Origin of the sequence: Yersinia similis, from assembly GCF_001053095.1 — a bacterium.
Lineage (GTDB): Bacteria > Pseudomonadota > Gammaproteobacteria > Enterobacterales > Enterobacteriaceae > Yersinia > Yersinia similis.
Window position 1 is genome coordinate 350,573 of sequence record NZ_CGBP01000001.1, and the last position, 22,108, is coordinate 372,680.

The following is a 22,108-nucleotide window of genomic DNA, read 5'->3' on the forward strand; positions in this document are numbered from 1 at the left end:
ACTCGATATACTGTCAATCACTCTATGGTTGTTTTGGTTTACAACGGTACCTAATGACACCTTCTGACTTGGTTTTTGATCAACAGCATATCTGGCATCCCTACACCTCAATGACTGAGCCGCTGCCCTGTTACCCCGTGGTGGCCGCTGAAGGTGTTGAATTGCAATTAGCTGATGGTCGGCGGCTGATCGATGGTATGTCATCTTGGTGGGCGGCCATTCATGGCTATAACCACCCGGTACTGAATTTCGCCGCACATCAGCAACTGGATAAAATGTCGCACGTGATGTTTGGCGGCATTACCCATCCGCCCGCAGTAAAGCTGTGCCGACAACTGGTCGCGATGACACCGCCGCCACTGGAATGCGTTTTTTTGGCCGATTCCGGCTCGGTGAGCGTTGAGGTCGCACTGAAAATGGCGTTGCAATACTGGCAGGCGAAGGGTGAGCGGCGACAGCGTATTTTGACCTTGCGTCATGGTTACCATGGCGATACGTTCGGTGCGATGTCCGTCTGTGACCCACAGAATTCAATGCACAGTTTGTATCAGGGCTATTTAGCCGAGAATCTGTTTGCCAGTGCGCCACAGTGCGGCTTTGATGACCCGTGGGATCCGCAAGATATTGCTGATTTTGCCGCGCTGATAACTCAGCACGCCAGTGAGATTGCCGCCGTAATCCTGGAACCTGTAGTGCAAGGGGCTGGCGGGATGCGAATTTATCACCCCAGCTATCTGCGTGAAGTCAGAGCGTTATGTGATAAACATCAAATTTTATTGATTGCCGATGAGATAGCCACTGGGTTTGGCCGAACAGGCAAACTGTTTGCCTGTGAACATGCGCAGATCGTGCCGGATATTTTATGTTTAGGTAAAGCCCTCACCGGAGGCTATCTAACCTTATCCGCCACGCTGACCACCCGTACAGTGGCCGAAACCATCAGTAAGGGGGATGCAGGGTGCTTTATGCATGGGCCAACCTTTATGGCAAATCCGCTGGCTTGCGCAGTCGCCTCTGCGAACCTGAGTTTATTAGCAGAAAATTCGTGGCAACAGCAGGTGAGTGAAATAGAAGATCAGTTAAAAAGGGAATTACTGCCGCTGGCTCAGGAAGATACCGTGGCAGATGTGCGGGTACTTGGGGCCATCGGGGTGGTGGAGATGAAAAAAACCGTTAATGTCGCCCGCCTGCAACGCAGTTTTGTCGAACAAGGGGTGTGGATCAGGCCCTTTGGCAAACTGATTTATCTGATGCCACCTTATATTATCTCTCAACACGCCTTAACTCGGCTCACTGCTGCTGTGGCCGCTGCCGTGGTAGATCGCGGAAGCTAAATGCCTATCCTCACCGTTTAAGGTAACGGCATCGCGGTTTTTCCGCCGTCTGGTGTAAAGATCTCTGCGACATCAGCGCCATTGTCGCCATTGTCGCCATTGTCGCCATCAGTTTAGACATGGGCAGTGCACAGCCACCAGAGCGTGCACAAGGTATGTGAGGATAACGAGCACTGCCCAGGTTAAAAATAGTCAGTAAAATGGCCAGTAAAATAGCCTATTGTTTATGAGTTCTGCGGCATCCGGATACTGACCCACATTGGCCCCTTACCTACCGGATAGCGTTTCAGGGTGGTTAGCTCCCCCGTGTTCTGATCGATACGATAAACTTCGATATGATCAGATTTCTGACCGGAAGCAATCAGGAAGTTACCACTGTGGTCGATATTGAAACCACGTGGTTGGGCTTCGGTCAGGTGGTGCCCGACCAATGAAATCACCCGGCCATCATCAGAAACAGTGAAAATGCCCAACAGGCTGGCGGTACGGTCACTGATATATAAATAGCGGCCATTAGGCGTGATATGAATATCCGCCGCCCAACAGGTGCCAGTGAAATCAGCAGGCATCGCATCCAGGCTCTGCACTAAGTGGTATTCCTGACCGTTATTGCTGATTTGATACACATCCACCGAGCTATTGAGTTCGTTGACACAATAAGCAACCTGATGATTCGGGTGGAAAGCCATATGACGTGGGCCTGCGCCTGCGGCAACAGTAATATCAGCCTGTGCATGGGGGGTTAACTGACCCTCCGCGCTCAAATCAAACAGCCGCACCTTATCCTCTTTCAGGCAAGGAACTAACAAGATCTGGTTGGTCGGGTCAATATTCGCCGAATGTGGCGCGGGCAGGTCATCCAATTGCTGAATGGGGGCTTGCACCACGCCATGCTTATCAATAGGGCTAATACTGACGCAATTGAAACTGTAAGAAGCAGAGAACAGGAAACGACCTTGCAGATCGGTGCCAATGTGAGTCGGGCTACCGGGAAGCGGTGCCATACCTGCGGCGGTCAGCGTACCGTCATCGGCAATGTTATAGCTGACAATACCAAAGTCAGGACGAACCCCAACATACAGATGGCGCTGATTAGGGCTTATTGCCATCGGTTGCACCTGACCCGGCACGTCCACGGTTTGCAATAAGGTTAATTCACCGGCTGAATCTAATTGCCAGACATGAATTTGTTGGCTGTCTGGACTTGCCACATAAACCGCTTGCTTCATCTTTACTCCTTAGTCGAGCCTGTTGGGCAACGCTATTAAAGCGAATTGGCCTGTTCCAGCCCCTTCGCCTTAACCAAATATCTTTTATTAACGGGTAATTTTAGCTTAGCTTACCTGACTGCACGGACATAACAACTGTCTGACGTCTCGCTGTTTATATCTTGCTCTGCTTCTTTTTAGCTGTTTATACAGGCCTTTCCCCCGTTTGGTTTAATCGATCGCCCATCCGGTGTACTATCGGAACATACTTTTCAAGCATATAATTTCTCATTCGCCCCTTTAATGGGGACAGGGACCGCTATGACATATCGCATAATCGCACTGGATCTGGACGGAACACTGTTAGATCACAAAAAACGCATCCTGCCTGAATCGTTGTCCGCGCTGGCGCAAGCCCGGGCTGAAGGCGTGAAAGTGATCGTCGTGACAGGCCGCCACCATGTCGCGATCCATCCGTTTTATCAGGCACTGCAACTGGATACGCCCGCTATCTGCTGTAACGGCACTTATATTTATGATTATCAAAATAAAAAAGTGCTGGATTCAAACCCACTCACACCACAGCAGGCGGTTCAAGTCCTGCAATTACTGGAGAAAACACAGATCCATGGCCTGATGTATGTGGATGATGCCATGCTGTATCAGCATACTACTGGCCATGTGACCCGCACCCTCAGTTGGGCCGAGTCATTGCCGCTCGCTCAGCGCCCGACCTTTCTTCATGTCGACAGCTTACTGGATGCCGCTCACAGTGCTACCGCCATCTGGAAATTTGCCACCTCTCACCCAGATACTGCACAGTTAAAAGCGTTTGCCGCCATGGTAGAAGCAGAAATGGGGCTGGCCTGCGAATGGTCATGGCATGATCAGGTGGATATCGCCCAAGCCGGGAACAGCAAGGGTAAACGCCTCCAACAGTGGGTTGAATCTCAGGGCCTGAGTATGAAAGAGGTGGTCGCTTTTGGTGATAACTTTAACGATCTGAGTATGTTGGAAGCTGCCGGATTGGGGGTTGCCATGGGTAACAGCGACGATGCAATTAAACAACGGGCGGATCTGGTGATTGCGGATAACGAACAACCGGGTATTGCCGCTGTTATTCGCCAGCATGTATTAGCCTGATAAATTAACAGCGACTAACCCATCATGGTGGTGCCTGCACCAAAAGCAGCACCACTCAATTTTGGCGGTTAAATGACACACTTTTTATCTGTGCATATACCCATTGACCAGGTTTCAGCCCCAGTTCATCTCGTGCCCATGGCGTGATCCGCGCCCATAACCATTGCTCACCAATGGCCAACTTAACATCGACCTGCCCGTCCACATCAAGACACTCAGCCACTTTTACCGGCAAAATATTACGAATACTGCTGCTGTGCGGTGGCTGTAATACCAGTGAGACATCCGCGGCATTAATACGGATGCGCATTGAATTGCCTTCAGCGGCATCCAGTTTACCTACCCACAACCGCTGGTCGCCTAAAGCCAGTGCCGTCATCGCATAGCGATCATGATGACCAATCACACTCACCCGCAAAATGCTGTTAGGCTCTTCCCGTTGCAACCACGGCCGCAATGCACTGCTGGCCCACACCTCCTCCAGCCCCCCCACGGCACGAACTTTACCGGCATCCATCACCACCACTTGATCCGCCAGCCGCAAAATTTCATCCATGCTGTGGCTGACATACAAAATTGGCGTATTCACATCCTGCGCCAACCGCTCCAGATAAGGCAACAGCTCGCGCTTACGTGGCAAATCCAGTGATGCCAATGGCTCATCCATTAGTAGTAACTCAGGAGCGGTCAATAATGCACGACCAATGGCAACCCGCTGTTTCTCGCCACCTGACAGCGTGAACGGGAAGCGGCTCAATAACGGTTCAATGCCCAGCAAGCCCACAATCGCGTCAAACTGCCCGCGCATTGACGCCGCCATACCGTATTGCAAGTTACCCCGCACCCGATAATGAGGGAACAAGCGCGCATCCTGAAACACGTAGCCAACCCGGCGCTTTTCCGGCGGCAGGTAAATATTCTTCTCGGCATCCACCAGCACCCGGCCATTCAGAATCACCCGGCCTTGCTGTGGGCGAGTCAGCCCCGCTATCACATTAATCAGTGACGTTTTACCGGCACCCGATAAACCAAAAATCGCGGTAATCCCCTGCGCCGGTAAATTGGTGGCGACCTGTAGGTGTAAATCACCCAACTGTTGGCTGAAATTCAGTTCTAGCATGGGGCCCCCATGCGTTTTTTACCCCAATTAGCCAGCCGTTCAGATAACAGTAATGACACCAACGATAAAATAATGGCGATCACACACAAGCGCGCAGCGGCTGCTTCCGCACCGGGCGTTTCAATTAGGGTGTACATCGCCAGAGGGATGGTTCGGGTTTCACCGGGGATATTCGAAACAAACGTGATGGTCGCACCGAACTCCCCCAATGAGCGGGCAAAAGACAGCACCGTACCGGCAATCACACCCGGTAAAGAGAGCGGCAGAGTAATAGTGAAAAAGACCCGCCATGGCGTTGCCCCTAACGTACGCGCCGCCAGCTCCAAACGGGTATCAATGGCCTCCAGAGCTATGCGAATAGCCCTGACCATCAAGGGAAAAGCAACCACCGCCGAGGCCAAGGCCGCACCACGCCAACTGAAACTGAAATTAATGCCAAACCAGCTATAGAGCCATTCGCCGATAAAACCGCGCCGCCCCATACTGATCAATAATAGATAGCCAATCACCACCGGTGGCAGCACCAGTGGCAAATGAATCACACTGTCTAGCAGCGATTTCCCAGGGAAACGACAACGCACTAAAATCCAGGCCATCAGAATACCCAATGGCAGGCTACAGGCTACCGCGACACCGGAAACTTTCAGGCTGAGAATAATCGCCTGCCATTCATACTCGCTCAATATCATTAGCGTAGGGTGAATCCATAGTTTTTGAAAATCACAGCGGCTGCCGGGCTTTTCAGGTAATCATAAAAAGCTGTTACCGTTGGATTGTCATGGCCTTTAACTATCGCCATTGGATATTCAACCGGCTTATGGCTTGTCTCCGGGAATATTCCAACAACTTTAACTTTCTTACTGGCTACCGCATCTGAGCCATAAACAATACCCAACGGCGCTTCTGCCCGTTCAACCAGCGCCATTGCGCTTCTCACATTATTGGCACGGGCCATTTCCGGGGCTAACGTTGACCAGGCCCCTAAGTTTTCCAGGGACTCTTTGGCATAAATTCCAGCCGGTACGTGGTCAGGATCACCAACCGCCAAGCGGCCACCCTCCAGCAATTTTTTCCAGTCGGTTTTCTTATCAATCTCGACTTTATCAATCTTGCTGTCTTGCGGCGCAATCAATACCAGCTCGTTCCCCAATAACGTGTAGCGAGTATTGGCGACAATTTGCTGTTTATCAATGGCATAATCCATCCATTGTTGGTCAGCGGAAATAAACAGATCGGCCGGTGCACCCTGCTCAATCTGCCGTGCCAGCGTGGAAGATGACGCATAGGAAGCCACCACATCGACCTGCTTTTCTTGTTTATACTGGACAGCAATATCCTGTAGCGCATTGGTCAGTGAGGCCGCGGCAAACACGGTAATCTTGTCGGCGGCGAAGACTGGGCTGGAAAAAGCCGTCAGCAATACCGCACCTGCTACCCAGTAACTCACTTTACCGTATTGATTCTTCATGTTGTTCTCCACATTAACGATATCGTTATATATGTTGGAATATAGCGTAACATTATAAGCAGGTCATGCAGTTTATCGGCAAGATGTGAGGCAGCTTGAGTCACGGGAGGAACTAAGGCGGGGGATCATGATGAAGGATGAAAAAAAATGCCCAACGTTTACACGCCAGGCATTCAGAAATCAGATACTTAGGGGCTTGCACTGATAAGCGTGCTGCAACACTCAAGAACGAACGGTATTTCGTTCTTTCGGGTGACCCGTCTTGGAGATCACGTTAAACACTTCACCCAGCCCATAAATCAGCCCCAGAATGACTGCCATCACCACCGGTACCATGACCACGGCAAAGACCAGACTTTTTAATAGTTCAAACATGCTAGCCTCTCATAACTGCCCATTGAGCGATAACCCACGTTATCACAATAACCAACACCACTGCCTATCATTTACTGTAAATGATATCAGCAATGAATTAACCCTGTTATTTTAACCAACGATAAAAAAATGTAACCTGCCAAACGTGCGATTTATCTATCTATGTTATTTAGCTATCTATGCCATTTAGCTATCTATGACAATAACTGTTTCCCGCCGGAGTAAAAACAATGCAGGCCGAAATTCTTCTTACTCTTAAACTTCAACAGCGCCTGTTTGCCGATCCACGACGTATTGCGCTGTTAAAGCAAATTCAACATACCGGTTCCATCAGCCAGGGAGCCAAGCTCGCGGGGATCAGCTATAAAAGCGCCTGGGATGCCATAAATGAAATGAATACACTGTCCGAGGAAATACTGGTTGAACGGGCCACGGGCGGCAAAGGTGGAGGAGGCGCACATCTGACCCGCTACGGTGAACGCTTAATCCAGCTTTATGATTTACTCGCTACCATCCAGCAAAAAGCCTTTGATACCCTGAAAGATGATTCACTGCCGCTGGACAGCTTGCTAGCGGCAATTTCCCGCTTTTCACTGCAAACCAGCGCTCGTAATCAATTTTTTGGCACCCTTATTGAACGCGACCACCTGCAGGTGCAGCAACATGTCAATATTCTGCTGTCAGACGGCAAAACTCGCTTAACGGCGGCGATCACCCAGCAAAGTGCCGATCGCCTGCAACTTTCAGCAGGTAAAGAAGTGCTGGCATTGATTAAAGCACCTTGGGTAAAACTGGTTACCGATCCAGCACTGGCAGGTGCGGCGGATAACGCATTGCAGGGAACGGTCGCCAGTATTGAGCCAGGCAATGATCATAGCGAAGTGATTGTCACCTTAACCGGTGGGGCCAGCCTGTGTTCAACCCAAAACAACAGCGAACTCCATGCACTGAATTTACGGGTTGGCAGGGCCGTGATTGCGCAATTCAATGCAGATCGGGTGATTATCGCCACGTTGTGTTGAATAATTACTCCCAGTAATCACGGCTGGGTAATACATTTGTTCGTTGACATTTTTTATCTTTCCGCTTATCCCTAACGTCTTTACTGCGTTGCAAAATATAGGAAAGATGATGTCTGAGTTGCAAATATCGCAAGGTTGTTTTCGCCTGAGTGACACACGGACACTCATCTTGCCAGCGCTACATATTCAGGCGGGTGACTGTTGGGCATTTGTCGGGGCCAATGGCAGTGGCAAATCTGCGTTAGCCAAAGCCCTGTCTGGAGAGCTGACCCTGCTGGAGGGCAACCGCCAAAGTCACTTCCGCCATGGTATGCGTTTATCATTCGAACAACTACAGCAACTGGTTAGTGAAGAGTGGCAACGTAATAATACCGACCTGCTCAGTGCAGATGAAGATGACACTGGCCGTACTACGGCCGAAATTATTCAGGAAGCAACCCGTGACCCGCAGCGCTGTCAACAACTGGCAGCGCTATTTGGTATCAGCCACTTGCTCTCCCGCCGCTTCAAATACCTTTCCACGGGGGAAACCCGTAAAACATTGCTATGTCAGGCACTGATGCCGCAACCGGACCTACTGATTCTGGATGAACCCTTTGATGGCCTGGATGTCGCGGCCCGTGCGCAGTTAGCCGAGATGCTAGCCACACTTTCGGCCCAAGGCGTCACACTGGTATTGGTCCTCAACCGCTTTGATGATATCCCTGATTTTGTGCAGTACGTTGGCGTATTAGCTGATTGCCACCTGACCCACATGGGGCCGCGCCAGCAGATTCTGTCGGAAGCTTTAATTGCCCAATTGGCACACAGTGAAAATCTGGATGGGCTATCCCTACCAGAAACTGAGGATCCGCAGCAACACATACGGATATCGAAAAATGAACCCTTGATCATACTGAATAACGGGGTGGTGAAATACAATGACCGCCCTATCCTGCATAACCTGAGCTGGCAAGTGAACCCCGGTGAACACTGGCAGATTATCGGCCAGAATGGCGCGGGAAAATCCACCTTACTGAGTCTGATAACCGGCGACCATCCCCAAGGGTACAGTAATGATTTAATGCTGTTTGGCCGCCGCCGTGGCAGTGGCGAAACCATCTGGGAGATCAAACGCCATATTGGTTATGTCAGTGGCAGCCTCCATCTGGACTACCGGGTTAGCACCAGTGTGCGTACCGTGATTTTATCCGGTTTTTTCGATTCGATTGGCCTTTATCAAGCAGCCTCCGATCGCCAACAACAATTAGCGGATCAATGGCTGGCTTTGCTGGGGTTTTCCACCACCGTCGCCAACCAACCCTTTCACAGCTTATCTTGGGGGCAACAGCGTCTGGTCTTGATCGCCAGGGCATTAGTTAAACACCCGGCACTCCTGATCCTGGATGAACCCTTACAAGGGCTGGATCCACTTAACCGTTTGTTAGTACGCCGTTTTATTGATGTGATGATCGGTGAAGGAGAAACCCAATTATTGTTTGTTTCTCACCATGCCGAAGATGCGCCTCAGTGTATTACGCACCGCTTGACCTTTGTGCCATTTGGCGATATTTATCACTATCAACAAGATAAATTACCAAGCCAATCACAGGTAAAATAATAATTTTTCGCAGTTTTAACTAAGTATCACCCAATGCGGCCACAACTGACCCGACCTTTACTCTGGTGGCAGCATGTTATTATTCCTACCGTCAGCCACTCGTCAATGCTGGCGGTAGAGTACAAACCACCTGATTTAGCTAAAAAAATATATCAGACCAAACCGTTATTTAGGACTAAACCATCAATCAGGATGAAATAAAGAAGGGATTATTTATGTGGGGTGTTCTTGCTACTTCGTTACTGTTTTTACCACTGAGCCAGGTGCTCTCCCTGTTATTTTTGGTTTCATCATTGGCAATGGCCTGTTATAGCGGCGTTCTCACCTTCCCTGCTACCGCGTTTTTACTTGCCATAATCATCCTCGTGCTGCTACTGCAAAAGTATCGTCAACGTAATGGCGTCGCCACTGGGTTGGAGTTGCTGCTTGTACTGGGCGTTATCGCGTTATTTCTGCACCTTGTTCCTGGTTTTCACAATCTGAAAGTACTGGATAAGGTCCGGACCGGGCCGCTCAGCGCCCCCTTCACCATGTATTACAATCTGGATAAAGCGCTGGTGCCCTTTATCTTACTGGCCTGTCTGCCAACCCTGTTCAAGGTGAAAAAACACCCATCAGTCGGGCGCATGGGTTGGATTGTGCTGATACTCAGCATACCGGCCTTATTGCTGCTGGCAGTCGCACTCGGTGGCCTGAAAATTGAACTGCATACCCCGACCTGGATAGGCTCCTTTATTATTGCCAATCTGTTTTTTGTTTGTCTGGCTGAAGAAGCCCTATTTCGTGGCTACTTACAACAACGCCTCGGTCAGTGGCTCGGTCCTTACCCTGCGTTGATCATCACCGCATTACTCTTTGGCAGTGCCCATTTCGCTGGTGGCCCACTATTAATGTTATTCGCAGCACTGGCGGGCGTAATTTATGGCTTGGCATGGTTATGGAGTGGCCGCCTGTGGATTGCCGTGGCCTTTCATTTCGCCCTGAATTTAATGCATTTACTGCTTTTCACCTATCCACTCTATTTACCCCACTGAATGGAGAAAACTGATCACAACCGCGATTAAATAATCGCCCAGACTGCTGACAAACCCCGATGACTCAATCTTGAACGGTGAGGATAGGCAGAGGAGTAAAGCGTCCGCGCCAAGGATGGCGCGGCTCGAGCCTACATGGATGTATTTACGGCGTCTTTACGATCTGCCTGTTCTCTCCGTCGCGGGCACTTTGTCAATAACCTCCGCGATTAAATAATCGCCCATTTTAATGAGGACCGTCATTAATGATGGCCATTAATAGCAGTCATCAACGTCACCAATGGCTACCATTGGTGACTGACATCAAGATAAATTGCCCTATCAACATAACCGTGCCCCATCAACCTATAGCAACAACTTATAGCAGCAACCTCGCCCGCCGCAAACAGGACATTCCGGCTACATTGATGGATGAGAGCGCTACCACTTCAGCAATCTTTGTTATGACCATAATTTTTATCATTGTTTGTCTATGCTCACTGAATACTCTTGTATTTATGTATTCAGTGGGACTAAGCTAGTAAAAAATTGAGTGTAAACGATTCCATTATTGAGCGTAGATCACCTTTTTACCCATAATGGCGTGCTATCTTTATTGCATTGAACTCATTAGAGGAGTCTTATTATGTACGTTCTGGTAACAGGTGGTAGCGGTTACATTGGTAGTCATACCTGTGTGCAATTGATTGAGGCTGGCTACAAACCCGTCATCCTCGACAACCTCTGCAACAGTAAATCCAGCGTATTAGCCCGGATACACAGTTTGACCGGCTATACGCCTGAACTTCATGCGGGTGATATCCGTGATCGCGCACTGCTCGATAGCATTTTTGCGGCTCATCCTATTCACGCCGTCATTCATTTTGCCGGTCTGAAAGCGGTTGGCGAATCCGTCAACCGGCCGCTCGAGTACTACAACAACAACGTGTTTGGCACCTTGGTGTTATTAGAAGCGATGCGGGCCGCACAGGTTAAGAACCTGATTTTCAGCTCCTCTGCCACTGTTTATGGCGATCAGCCACAGATTCCCTATGTAGAAAGCTTCCCGACCGGCTCACCGTCCAGCCCCTATGGCCGCAGTAAATTGATGGTTGAGCAAATTCTGCAAGATGTGCAACTGGCTGATCCACAGTGGAATATGACAATTTTGCGCTATTTCAACCCCGTCGGCGCGCACCCATCGGGTTTGATGGGCGAAGATCCGCAAGGTATCCCGAATAATTTAATGCCGTTTATTGCCCAAGTCGCCGTTGGCCGCCGTGAATCACTGGCCATCTTTGGCAATGACTACCCAACCCCTGATGGTACTGGCGTCCGTGACTATATCCATGTGGTTGATCTGGCTGACGGCCATGTCGCCGCGATGAAAACCTTACACGGTAAACCCGGCGTGCATATCTTCAATCTCGGGGCTGGCGTCGGCCACAGTGTGTTGCAAGTGGTGGCTGCATTCAGTAAAGCCTGTGGTAAACCACTGGCCTACCATTTTGCCCCGCGCCGTGAAGGGGATCTCCCCGCCTACTGGGCTGACGCAACTAAAGCGGCTGAACAACTAGGCTGGCGAGTCAGCCGCTCACTTGATGAGATGGCGGCAGATACTTGGTACTGGCAATCAAAAAATCCTCAAGGCTACCCCGATTAAGGCGCTTTTATGACTCATTTTAACTCTGTGGATCATCCGCATCGTAGATATAACCCATTGAAAGACCAGTGGGTATTGGTATCGCCTCATCGGGCCAAACGCCCATGGCAAGGCCAACAAGAAACGCCAGCAACCGCGAATTTACCGGCTCATGATCCCGATTGCTTCTTGTGTCCCGGCAATACCCGAGTAACCAGTGATGTGAATCCTGATTACTCATCAACTTATGTCTTTACCAATGACTTTGCCGCGCTGATGCCCGATACCCCAGATGCGCCGCCAAGTCACGATCCGCTGATGCGTAGTCAAAGCGCACGCGGCACCAGTAGAGTAATTTGCTTCTCTCCTGATCACAGCAAAACCCTGCCGCAACTGACACTGCCCGCGCTGGAACAGGTCGTTCAGACTTGGCAGCAGCAGAGCGCCGAGTTGGGCAAAATATACCCATGGGTACAAGTATTTGAAAATAAAGGGGCGGCGATGGGCTGCTCTAATCCCCATCCGCATGGGCAAATTTGGGCCAACAGTTTCCTGCCGAATGAAGCAGAACAGGAAGACCGTTTGCAGCAACAGTATTTTCAGCAACATCAATCTCCCATGCTGCTGGATTATGTCGAGCGGGAACGCCGCGACGGTCAACGGACCGTGGTTGAAACAGAACATTGGCTAGCGGTAGTGCCTTACTGGGCAGCCTGGCCATTTGAAACCCTGTTACTGCCCAAAGCCGCAGTATTGCGTCTGGAAGACCTTTCGGCAGAGCAACGCCGTGATTTAGCCATTGCCTTGAAAAAACTGACCAGCCGTTATGACAATTTATTCTCATGCTCTTTCCCTTACTCCATGGGATGGCATGGCGCGCCTTATAACACGAATGACAATACGCATTGGCAATTACATGCGCATTTTTATCCCCCTCTGCTGCGTTCAGCGTCAGTACGTAAGTTTATGGTGGGCTATGAACTGCTGGCCGAAACCCAGCGAGACCTTACAGCAGAGCAGGCGGCAGCACTCCTGCGGGCGGTAAGTGATGTTCACTATAAAGAGGCCGGAGCCAAATCATGAGTTTAAAACAACATACCCAGACTATTTTCCGCCAACAGTTTGACCGCGAGTCTGACATCACCATTAAAGCGCCAGGCCGCGTCAACCTGATTGGCGAACATACCGACTATAACGATGGCTTTGTTCTGCCCTGCGCCATTAATTATGAAACTGTGATCAGTTGTGGCAAACGCGATGATCGCCAGATTCGTGTTATTGCCGCCGACTATGAAAACCAACAGGATATATTCTCTCTTGATGCACCGATTGTCCCGCATCCTGAATATCGCTGGGCCGACTACGTGCGTGGTGTGGTGAAACATCTACAAATGCGCAACGCTGATTTTGGTGGGGCCGATCTGGTTATCTGTGGCAATGTCCCGCAAGGCGCTGGCCTCAGCTCCTCTGCATCGTTGGAAGTTGCTGTGGGCCAAGCCCTGCAATCACTCTATCAGCTCCCTCTTAGCGGTGTAGAGCTGGCGCTGAATGGGCAAGAGGCAGAAAACCAATTTGTCGGCTGTAACTGCGGCATTATGGATCAGCTAATCTCAGCATTGGGTAAAAAAGACCATGCGCTGCTGATCGATTGTCGGACCTTGGAAACCCGCGCCGTGCCAATGCCGGAAAACGTGGCCGTCGTTATTATCAACTCAAACATTCAGCGTGGCCTGGTTGACAGCGAATACAATACTCGCCGCCAACAGTGTGAAGCTGCCGCCCGTTTCTTTGGCGTCAAAGCATTACGTGATGTCGAACCGAGCCTCTTCTTCTCAATACAAGACGAGCTAGATCCGGTAGTCGCCAAACGCGCTCGCCATGTGATCAGCGAGAATGCACGCACGCTGGCAGCCGCAGACGCCTTGGCTGCCGGAAACTTGAAATTGATGGGGCAATTGATGCAAGAGTCTCATATTTCTATGCGTGATGATTTTGAGATCACGGTTCCACCAATAGATAGACTTGTCGAGATTGTGAAATCAGTGATTGGCGATCAAGGCGGGGTGCGCATGACTGGCGGCGGTTTTGGCGGCTGTATTGTCGCGTTAATGCCACTTGAATTAGTCGAGCAGGTTCGCACCACCGTTGCGCAGGAATACCCGGCGCACAGCGGCGGCAAGAAAGAGACTTTTTATGTCTGTCAGGCTTCACAAGGAGCGGGTTTATGCTGAAAAACGGCGCTGTATCACCAAGCAGTATTGACCCGTTAGCACCGGATGTTCACCCCTTTGAACTCACTCAATTGCAGAATAAAGCCGGTATGAGCGTCACCTTTATGGATTGGGGCGCAACCTGGCTATCGGCCATATTACCGCTGAAAAATGGCGAACAACGTGAGTTGCTGCTGGGCTGCCCGACACCGGCTGATTACCTGAATCAAGCCGCTTATCTCGGGGCAACGGTTGGCCGTTATGCCAACCGAATAGCTAATGCGCAAATCACATTGGATGGCGAAACAATCCAGTTGGTCCCGAGCCAAGGCCCTAACCAATTACACGGTGGCCCGGAAGGTTTCCATGCCCGGCGTTGGCAGAAAGTGACACAGGATGACCACCAGGTTACCTATAAACTTGATTCACCAGATGGCGATCAAGGCTTCCCTGGCAATCTGACTGTTGAAGTACAGTACCTGCTAACCGAAGATAATCGGTTGGAAATTCATTATCAGGCACATGTAGATAAAACCTGCCCGGTTAACCTGACCAATCATGCCTATTTCAACCTTGATGGCGAAGGGCATGATGCCCGTTCACATCGGTTGCAACTGTTTGCGGACCGTTACCTGCCTGTCGACAGTACAGGCATACCAACCGGAGAACTCGCTGATGTCGAGAATACCGGTATGGATTTTCGCCAACCCAAAACATTGGCGCAGGATTTTCTACAAGACCGCTGCCAGCAACAGGTTAAAGGCTATGACCACGCTTATTTGCTGCACCGTACCTGTGGGGCCTTAGACTCTCCGGCTGCACACTTGTGGTCATCCGATAATCAGGTGCAAATGAGTATGTTCACCTCCGCGCCTGCGCTGCAGCTATACAGCGGAAATTACCTTGCTGGCACACCAGCACGCAACGGCGGCACCTATGCCAGCTATGCTGGTGTGGCACTGGAAAGTGAATTTTTGCCCGATAGCCCTAACCACCCCGAATGGCCACAACCTGATTGTTGGCTAAAACCAGGGAAGACCTATCGCTCAACGACGGTTTATCACTTTATAGCGCTGTCTTTATAAATGATGACGTTATGAATGATGTAATACATCATTCATAACGGCCACCCGGTTCTCACTTCGGTAGTGGCCGTTAACTTTCTAATATCGTGCTCATTAATCTTCTAAGATATAACTGAATTCTTGCCTAAAACTACCCTTATTCACTGCTGCCGACTACGCTTAACTGCATCTGTCAGGCGGCCGTACTGACGTTCTGACCTCCTTTCAGACCCTGACATTGCTTACTAAAACCTCATGGCTATAAAAAGGAACTCCTATGCGTCTATTCCCCCTATGGTTGTTATCGGCTGGGTTATTGCTGAGTGCCAATGTGATGGCCACAGCTCCCCCGAAAATGCCCTCACCAGCCCAAGCGGCGCAGCAGAAAAAGATGACCGATTGTAATCAGCAAGCCAGCACTCAATCACTCAAGGGTGATGAGCGGAAAAAATTTATGAGCCAATGTCTGAAAGCACAGGCGGCACCTGATGGGAAAGCCCTAACACCTCAGCAACAGAAAATGAAAAGTTGTAATGCCGATGCAGCCCAAAAAATGCTAAAAGGTGATGAACGCAAGACCTTTATGAGCACTTGCCTAAAGAAAGCGGCCTAACCCATTTCGAGGCGGGGACCTGTTGATATGGGGTATTTAATGCCCCATATATTGGTAAGTTGCCTATTTTGCAGAATCGATTCGGCTGTTGGTCTTACGTTAAAGTAAAAAATTGGCTATGGTTAAACACAATCGATTGCTGTTCGCAGTGATCACGCAATATAATGATAATAGTTATCATTGAATGTGTATTTATACTCCAAATAATTCGAGTTGCAGGAAGGCGGCAAGCGAGAGAGTTCCAATCAGCTTACTTGTAGTAAGTGATTCGGGTGATTGCGCGCAACCAACGCACATACAGCTTGAAATATGACGGGTATATATCAAACTTAATTGGAGTCAACGTTATGGCAGTAACTAAGCTAGTTTTGGTACGACACGGCGAAAGTCAATGGAACAACGAAAACCGTTTCACCGGTTGGTATGATGTTGATCTGTCTGAAAAAGGCCGTTCTGAAGCAAAGGCAGCGGGTAAGCTGTTAAAAGATGAAGGCTTCACTTTTGATTTCGCCTACACCTCAGTATTAAAACGCGCTATCCACACCTTGTGGAACATCTTGGATGAATTAGATCAGGCATGGCTGCCAACAGAAAAAACCTGGAAGCTTAACGAGCGTCACTACGGCGCACTGCAAGGCCTGAATAAATCTGAAACTGCTGAAAAATACGGCGATGAGCAGGTTAAGCAATGGCGTCGTGGCTTTGCCATCACCCCACCAGCACTGGAGAAAAGCGATGAGCGTTTCCCAGGCCATGACCCACGTTATGCAAAATTGACCGATGCTGAGCTGCCAACCACAGAAAGCTTGGCGCTGACTATTGAACGCGTGATTCCCTACTGGAATGAGGTTATCAAACCACGTATTGCCAGCGGTGAACGCGTGATTATTGCGGCTCACGGTAACTCTTTACGTGCATTGGTAAAATATCTGGATGATCTGGGCGAAGACGAAATTCTTGAGCTGAACATCCCAACTGGCGTGCCATTGGTGTATGAGTTTGATGAAAACTTCAAACCTATCAAACACTACTATCTGGGTAACGCTGATGAAATCGCCGCTAAAGCTGCAGCGGTTGCTAACCAGGGTAAAGCGAAGTAATTAGCCCTGATTAACACAGTAAAAAACCCCGTACATGAATAATGTCGGGGTTTTTTATTGACGGCTATGTGAATGCAGTCAGCACTCCGTTACCAAAGCGTACTCTTCTGTACGTGAAGATAACGAGTTGTACGTGAAGATAACGCACCTGCCCAAACTCAAAATAGCAAGCGCGTTAGCCTACTGGCGGCGAGCTCTCACTGCTCCAGCCAACTGGCGCAACAGCGCCTCAGTATCTTTCCAGCCAATACAGGCATCGGTAACACTCTTACCATAGGTCAGTGGCTCACCACTTTCCAGGTTCTGGCTGCCTTCTACCAAATGGCTTTCGATCATCACGCCTATGATAGATTTTTCACCTTGCGCAATTTGCTGGCAGACATCTGTTCCCACTTCCATCTGCTTTTGAAACTGTTTGCAGCTGTTAGCGTGGCTGAAATCGATCATAATCTGGGGTTCCAGGCCCGATTTAATAAGCCCTTCTTTAACCGCATTCACATGTACACTACTGTAATTCGGCTCTTTACCACCACGTAAAATGATATGGCAATCACCATTACCGGCAGTATTCACAATTGCCGAATGGCCCCATTTGGTCACCGACAAGAAACAGTGCGGAGCACTGGCCGCATTGATCGCATCAATAGCCACTTTAATTGTGCCGTCCGTACCATTTTTAAAACCAACTGGGCAAGACAGACCAGAAGCCAGTTCGCGGTGAACCTGAGATTCAGTAGTACGTGCGCCAATTGCTCCCCAGCTCATCAGGTCAGCCAGATACTGCGGCGTAATCATATCCAAAAACTCACCGGCTGCCGGTAACCCGCTATCGTTAATTTCGACGAGTAATTCACGCGCCAGACGTAAACCTTCATTGATATCATAGCTGTTGTCCATATGTGGATCGTTAATCAGCCCCTTCCAACCCACCGTAGTACGCGGTTTTTCAAAATAAACGCGCATGACAACTTCCAGCTCTCCTTGCAGTTCTTCACGCAGTGTCAGCAAACGGGCTGCATACTCTTTAGCCGCTTGCGTATCATGAATAGAGCATGGGCCAATCACCACCAGCAAGCGATCATCCTGAGCACGCAAGATTTTGTGAATAGCATTCCGGGTTTTGGCCACAGTTTCTGCCGCATTAACCGTGGCAGGGAATTTCTCTAACAACGCAACAGGAGGTAGGAGTTCCTTAATTTCTTTAATCCGTAAATCATCATTCTGGTAATTCATAGTTCTTCCATTAAGTCTTGTAGCAATCATTGCACAACGTATATTTCAACCAATCTAGCCTGTGAATGGAATACTGTAAATCTACTTTATCGCTTTCGGTATTCAGTACCGATTACTCGCAATGCCACAGACCGGTTCCCCAAAATAATTACCCATGCTGAGCATCTACTTATTTTCTGGATACACCATCTTATTGCCTGGATACGCCATCGTTATCGCGAAAGTGATGCTATACCCATCGTCCGTCAAGATGCAGGGGTGTTGGCTGCCCTTGCTCATCCCAGTCACTTAGCTATCTAAGCTCCCGAGGATTTACTCGGTTGCCGCCTACCAGCATCTCGAAGTAACTTGGGTATATAGGGGTAAGCCGGTGCCAACTGAGGCAAATTTGAACCTGGAGCCTATACTCAACGACGACGTCTATTTGGAATAATTAAATCCACGAAATTCTAGATAGAGTATGGCTTGTGGATAGGACATGGCTTGTAGACGACATATAGCTTGTAGATAAAACATAGCTTGTAGACAAAATATAGCCTGCGCCTATTTGCACAATAAAACAGTGATGGAAACAAAGGATAAATAATGGCTGTATCCGCAATTTTCTCGCAAGATAGCAACAGCAAGCGCCTGTTGATAGCCTTCGCCATCACCACATTATTTATGGTGACTGAAGCGATTGGCGGCTGGCTATCTGGTTCTCTGGCATTATTGGCTGATGCCGGACACATGTTGACTGACTCTGCCGCATTATTTATCGCGTTGATGGCAGTTCACTTCTCCCAGAGAAAACCAGATCCCCGCCATACTTTTGGCTACCTACGGCTGACGACACTCGCGGCCTTTGTTAACGCCGCGGCACTATTGCTGATTGTTATATTGATCGTCTGGGAGGCCGTTCACCGCTTCTTTTCACCTCATGAGGTGATGGGTACACCGATGTTAATCATCGCCATCGCCGGGCTGTTGGCGAATATTTTTTGTTTTTGGATCCTGCATAAGGGAGAAGAAGAGAAAAACATCAATGTACGGGCAGCAGCCTTGCATGTGCTTAGTGATTTATTAGGTTCAGTGGGCGCGATTATTGCGGCTATCGTGATTTTAACCACGGGCTGGACACCAATAGACCCCATTCTCTCAGTATTGGTGTCGGTACTGATTTTGCGGAGCGCCTGGCGATTACTGAAAGAAAGTTTTCACGAATTATTGGAAGGTGCGCCGCAAGAGATCGATATCAACAAGCTGCGTAAAGACCTATGCACCAATATTTATGAAGTCCGAAACATTCATCATGTTCACTTATGGCAAGTTGGTGAACAACGGCTAATGACCCTGCATGCCCAAGTGATACCGCCACTGGACCATGATGCGTTATTGCAACGCATCCAAGAGCATTTACTGCATCACTACCGCATCAGTCATGCCACGGTCCAAATGGAGTATCAGCATTGTGGAACACCAGATTGTGGTATCAATCAAACTGCCCCAACCCACGGACATCATCATCACCACGAATAACCGCTGACACAGCCATATACCCGAAGTTATTGTCGCTGCAGGCAGTAAACGAATGATAAACCCAGTTAGGAACCGATTTGAACCGTATTTATGCTATCCCGTAGGGTGAGTCTCAAAGATGAGACTCATTAATAATGAACGCACGTTACTCCCCCGCGCTATCAAGTACACAGGGGAGTCGAGTGGTTATTAACTTTGAGTAGACAGTGGGCGTGAATGATTTCGCGTAGCACTCTTGATCCACAACCAAGAACCGTTCAATGCAATAAGGGTCAGGAACACATACTCCAGCGCCATGGCATAAACCCCCTGATAAGCAAAGATCGCCACACTGATAACATCAATAACGACCCAAATCAGCCAGTTCTCTACGTATTTGCGGGTCATGAGGATCATGGCGGCAATAGACAAGACCATCATCGTAGAGTCCCAGAATGGGAAAGCATCAGGTTGCAACTCTGGCATCTGTACATTCGCCCCCAGATTCTGCATTACCGTCACTGCTACACGTGTCAACCAGGCAAATACGGTATCGATATGCAATGTCATTAATACGATGCCAGCAATACAAACCGCAGCCCAAGCCAATGCTTTAGGCAAGGATAACCAGCGAATCTTTAATTCAGTCTGATTATCCGGTGTTTGTTTGCTCCAGGCATACCAGCCGTAAATATTGGCACCAAAGAAAAACAACTGTAATAACAAGCTGGCGTAGAGTTGGATCTGAAAGAAGATCACGGCGAACAATGTCACGTTAATCAGACCAAATAAATAGTTGATGATCTTTTCTTTGCTGGCAAACCAGATACAAAGCAACCCGAATAGGGTACCAATTGCCTCTATCCATGAAAGATCGTAACCGCCCGCCCCCAGCGGTATATGTACCAATATGTTGCCTGTGCTGAGAAAATCCATCTGGTGATCCTTTTAGCTGCCGATAGAACCGATTTACTAAAATAGAAGTCTATTGCTCGTTCTCAGGATTGGTGGTTATTCACACCAACAGGTCTTGAATTAATATTCTCACCTGTTACTTAGGCATTGCCTTTGACCTGTAACTTCAATTGATTGGCAAAATCCAGCATGCGATTTAACGGTATCAGCGCCTGCTGACGCAATTCTTCATCGACATGTATCTCATGCATCACCCCACCCTGCTCCAGCCCTTCAGCGATTGCTCGGAGGCCATTCATTGCCATCCATGGACAATGGGCACAACTGCGGCATGTTGCCCCTTCACCTGCAGTAGGTGCTTCAAACAACTCTTTATCCGGGCAGGCCTGCTGCATCTTGTAAAAAATGCCCCGATCGGTGGCAACAATTAACGTTTTCTGCGGCAGTGTCTTCGCCGCTTGGATCAGTTGACTGGTCGACCCAACGGCATCGGCCATATCCACCACCGCCTGTGGTGACTCTGGGTGGACCAGCACAGCGGCATCAGGGTATAACGCTTTCATCCGGGCCAGCGCCTGTGTTTTAAACTCATCATGGACGATACAAGCCCCCTGCCAGCACAATACATCGGCACCACTCTTCTTCTGTACGTAGCTGCCCAAATGACGGTCAGGCGCCCAAATAATTTTCTCGCCCAGGCTATCGAGATGCTCAATTAATTCAACCGCAATACTGGACGTTACAACCCAATCAGCCTTGGCTTTTACTGCCGCTGAGGTGTTGGCGTACACCACCACGGTGCGATCCGGATGGCTGTCACAAAATGCGGTAAACTCATCAACTGGGCATCCTAAATCCAGAGAACATTCCGCATTCAGAGTTGGCATTAACACCTTTTTCTCTGGATTAAGAATTTTGGCGGTTTCCCCCATAAAGCGTACACCAGCAACCAGTAACGTAGATGCCGGGTGGTTATTACCAAAACGAGCCATTTCAAGTGAATCAGCTACGCAACCGCCCGTTTCTTCGGCCAGTGCCTGAATTTCGGGGTCAGTGTAATAGTGAGCGACTAACACTGCGTCGCGTTGCTTTAACAGTGTTTTTATTTTCTCACGATAAAAAGCTTTTTCATCGGTATCCAACGGGACAGGCCGCGCGGGGAAAGGATAAATAGCCGCATTCACATCAAAAGTTTCGCTCATCGCTCACATCTCTGTTGCTGTGGTATTACTGAAGCTATCAGATCACTGCTAGCCACCCAGTAAGAATTGATTTGTTTTTTATCCTAAACAAAATAACCAATATTTGGCAAAAAGTCGCCAAATATTGTCGATTAATAGCTAAAATGTTTAATAGAGTTAAAAATGAGATGATAATTCACGTATCAGAAGGGAGCTGAGGGAAGAAACCAGAGGATTATAGGGCTAAAGCTAAAATGGAGATACCAGATAGTAAGGGAAAATGAAAAGTTAAGAAATATGTGTGTAGGGGAAATAATGGTGGGTCGTGCGGGATGACTCGTCCTCTGGACTCGCCCTTCGGGTCAACGCT

The 22,108-nt window shown here is 49.1% G+C and carries 20 protein-coding genes and 1 pseudogene; 13 read left to right on the forward strand and 8 right to left on the reverse strand.

Translation table 11 applies throughout. The annotated features are described in order from the left end of the window. Positions 1-53 precede the first annotated feature (53 nt). A complete protein-coding gene (gene bioA, locus AC971_RS01465) occupies positions 54-1,334 on the forward strand; it encodes an adenosylmethionine--8-amino-7-oxononanoate transaminase (protein ID WP_025383095.1) in 1,281 nt (426 codons plus the stop codon). A gap of 224 nt (positions 1,335-1,558) precedes the next feature. Here bioA and pgl read toward each other — a convergent pair whose 3' ends face one another. Continuing rightward, positions 1,559-2,563, reverse strand: coding sequence for a 6-phosphogluconolactonase (gene pgl, locus AC971_RS01470; protein ID WP_025383094.1), 1,005 nt, complete (start codon positions 2,561-2,563; stop codon positions 1,559-1,561). 300 nt (positions 2,564-2,863) lie between these two features. Here pgl and AC971_RS01475 point away from each other — a divergent pair, with 300 nt between their 5' ends. After that, a complete protein-coding gene (locus tag AC971_RS01475; RefSeq protein ID WP_025383093.1) occupies positions 2,864-3,685 on the forward strand; it encodes a pyridoxal phosphatase in 822 nt (273 codons plus the stop codon). 55 nt (positions 3,686-3,740) lie between these two features. On the opposite strand, the gene modC is transcribed toward AC971_RS01475, so the two are convergent. From modC to AC971_RS01495, 4 genes are all read right to left on the reverse strand, one after another. Continuing rightward, positions 3,741-4,805, reverse strand: a complete 1,065-nt coding sequence (gene modC / locus AC971_RS01480; RefSeq protein WP_025383092.1) for a molybdenum ABC transporter ATP-binding protein ModC — start codon at positions 4,803-4,805, stop codon at positions 3,741-3,743. Further along, positions 4,799-5,494, reverse strand: coding sequence for a molybdate ABC transporter permease subunit (gene modB, locus AC971_RS01485; protein ID WP_025383091.1), 696 nt, complete (start codon positions 5,492-5,494; stop codon positions 4,799-4,801). Before modB ends, modC begins: the two co-directional genes overlap by 7 nt. Continuing rightward, positions 5,494-6,273, reverse strand: coding sequence for a molybdate ABC transporter substrate-binding protein (gene modA, locus AC971_RS01490; protein WP_025383090.1), 780 nt, complete (start codon positions 6,271-6,273; stop codon positions 5,494-5,496). Before modA ends, modB begins: the two co-directional genes overlap by 1 nt. Before the next feature lie 222 nt (positions 6,274-6,495). Continuing rightward, positions 6,496-6,648: an AcrZ family multidrug efflux pump-associated protein gene (locus AC971_RS01495; protein WP_025383089.1), complete on the reverse strand. Its 153-nt coding sequence runs from the start codon at positions 6,646-6,648 to the stop codon at positions 6,496-6,498. Between the two features lie 230 nt (positions 6,649-6,878). Between AC971_RS01495 and modE the strand changes: the two genes are divergently transcribed. The 10 genes and pseudogenes from modE to gpmA all read left to right on the forward strand — a co-directional run bounded on the left by modE (position 6,879) and on the right by gpmA (position 16,912). Further along, positions 6,879-7,670, forward strand: a complete 792-nt coding sequence (gene modE, locus AC971_RS01500) for a molybdenum-dependent transcriptional regulator (RefSeq protein WP_025383088.1) — start codon at positions 6,879-6,881, stop codon at positions 7,668-7,670. Positions 7,671-7,779: 109 nt separating this feature from the next. Continuing rightward, positions 7,780-9,270: a molybdate ABC transporter ATP-binding protein ModF gene (gene modF, locus AC971_RS01505; RefSeq protein ID WP_025383087.1), complete on the forward strand. Its 1,491-nt coding sequence runs from the start codon at positions 7,780-7,782 to the stop codon at positions 9,268-9,270. 215 nt (positions 9,271-9,485) lie between these two features. After that, positions 9,486-10,304: a CPBP family intramembrane glutamic endopeptidase gene (locus AC971_RS01510; protein WP_025383086.1), complete on the forward strand. Its 819-nt coding sequence runs from the start codon at positions 9,486-9,488 to the stop codon at positions 10,302-10,304. 135 nt (positions 10,305-10,439) lie between these two features. Continuing rightward, positions 10,440-10,508 (forward strand): annotated as a pseudogene (locus AC971_RS24965) (gluconate 5-dehydrogenase); the annotation flags it as partial. Positions 10,509-10,929: 421 nt separating this feature from the next. Then, positions 10,930-11,946 carry a UDP-glucose 4-epimerase GalE gene (galE, locus tag AC971_RS01515; protein ID WP_025383085.1) on the forward strand — a complete coding sequence of 339 codons (1,017 nt, stop codon included), beginning with the start codon at positions 10,930-10,932 and terminating at the stop codon, positions 11,944-11,946. Positions 11,947-11,955: 9 nt separating this feature from the next. Continuing rightward, a complete protein-coding gene (gene galT, locus AC971_RS01520; protein WP_025383084.1) occupies positions 11,956-13,008 on the forward strand; it encodes a galactose-1-phosphate uridylyltransferase in 1,053 nt (350 codons plus the stop codon). Continuing rightward, a complete protein-coding gene (galK, locus tag AC971_RS01525; protein WP_025383083.1) occupies positions 13,005-14,156 on the forward strand; it encodes a galactokinase in 1,152 nt (383 codons plus the stop codon). The genes galT and galK overlap by 4 nt, the downstream gene beginning before the upstream one ends. Then, on the forward strand, positions 14,150-15,220 hold the full coding sequence (galM, locus tag AC971_RS01530) for a galactose-1-epimerase (protein ID WP_038402162.1): 1,071 nt from the start codon (positions 14,150-14,152) through the stop codon (positions 15,218-15,220). Before galK ends, galM begins: the two co-directional genes overlap by 7 nt. 256 nt (positions 15,221-15,476) lie before the next feature. Then, on the forward strand, positions 15,477-15,812 hold the full coding sequence (locus AC971_RS01535; protein ID WP_025383081.1) for a PsiF family protein: 336 nt from the start codon (positions 15,477-15,479) through the stop codon (positions 15,810-15,812). Between the two features lie 347 nt (positions 15,813-16,159). Further along, positions 16,160-16,912 carry a 2,3-diphosphoglycerate-dependent phosphoglycerate mutase gene (gene gpmA / locus AC971_RS01540; protein ID WP_025383080.1) on the forward strand — a complete coding sequence of 251 codons (753 nt, stop codon included), beginning with the start codon at positions 16,160-16,162 and terminating at the stop codon, positions 16,910-16,912. Positions 16,913-17,092: 180 nt separating this feature from the next. On the opposite strand, the gene aroG is transcribed toward gpmA, so the two are convergent. Continuing rightward, positions 17,093-18,145, reverse strand: a complete 1,053-nt coding sequence (aroG, locus tag AC971_RS01545) for a 3-deoxy-7-phosphoheptulonate synthase AroG (protein ID WP_025383079.1) — start codon at positions 18,143-18,145, stop codon at positions 17,093-17,095. 585 nt (positions 18,146-18,730) lie between these two features. Here aroG and zitB point away from each other — a divergent pair. Continuing rightward, on the forward strand, positions 18,731-19,663 hold the full coding sequence (gene zitB, locus AC971_RS01550) for a CDF family zinc transporter ZitB (RefSeq protein WP_025383078.1): 933 nt from the start codon (positions 18,731-18,733) through the stop codon (positions 19,661-19,663). 189 nt (positions 19,664-19,852) lie between these two features. On the opposite strand, the gene pnuC is transcribed toward zitB, so the two are convergent. After that, positions 19,853-20,578 (reverse strand): nicotinamide riboside transporter PnuC, encoded by a 726-nt coding sequence (gene pnuC, locus AC971_RS01555; RefSeq protein ID WP_025383077.1) that lies wholly within the window; start codon positions 20,576-20,578, stop codon positions 19,853-19,855. Positions 20,579-20,697: 119 nt separating this feature from the next. Then, complete coding sequence (gene nadA / locus AC971_RS01560; protein WP_025383076.1) at positions 20,698-21,759, reverse strand: quinolinate synthase NadA; 1,062 nt, start codon at positions 21,757-21,759, stop codon at positions 20,698-20,700. Between the last annotated feature and the right edge of the window lie 349 nt (positions 21,760-22,108).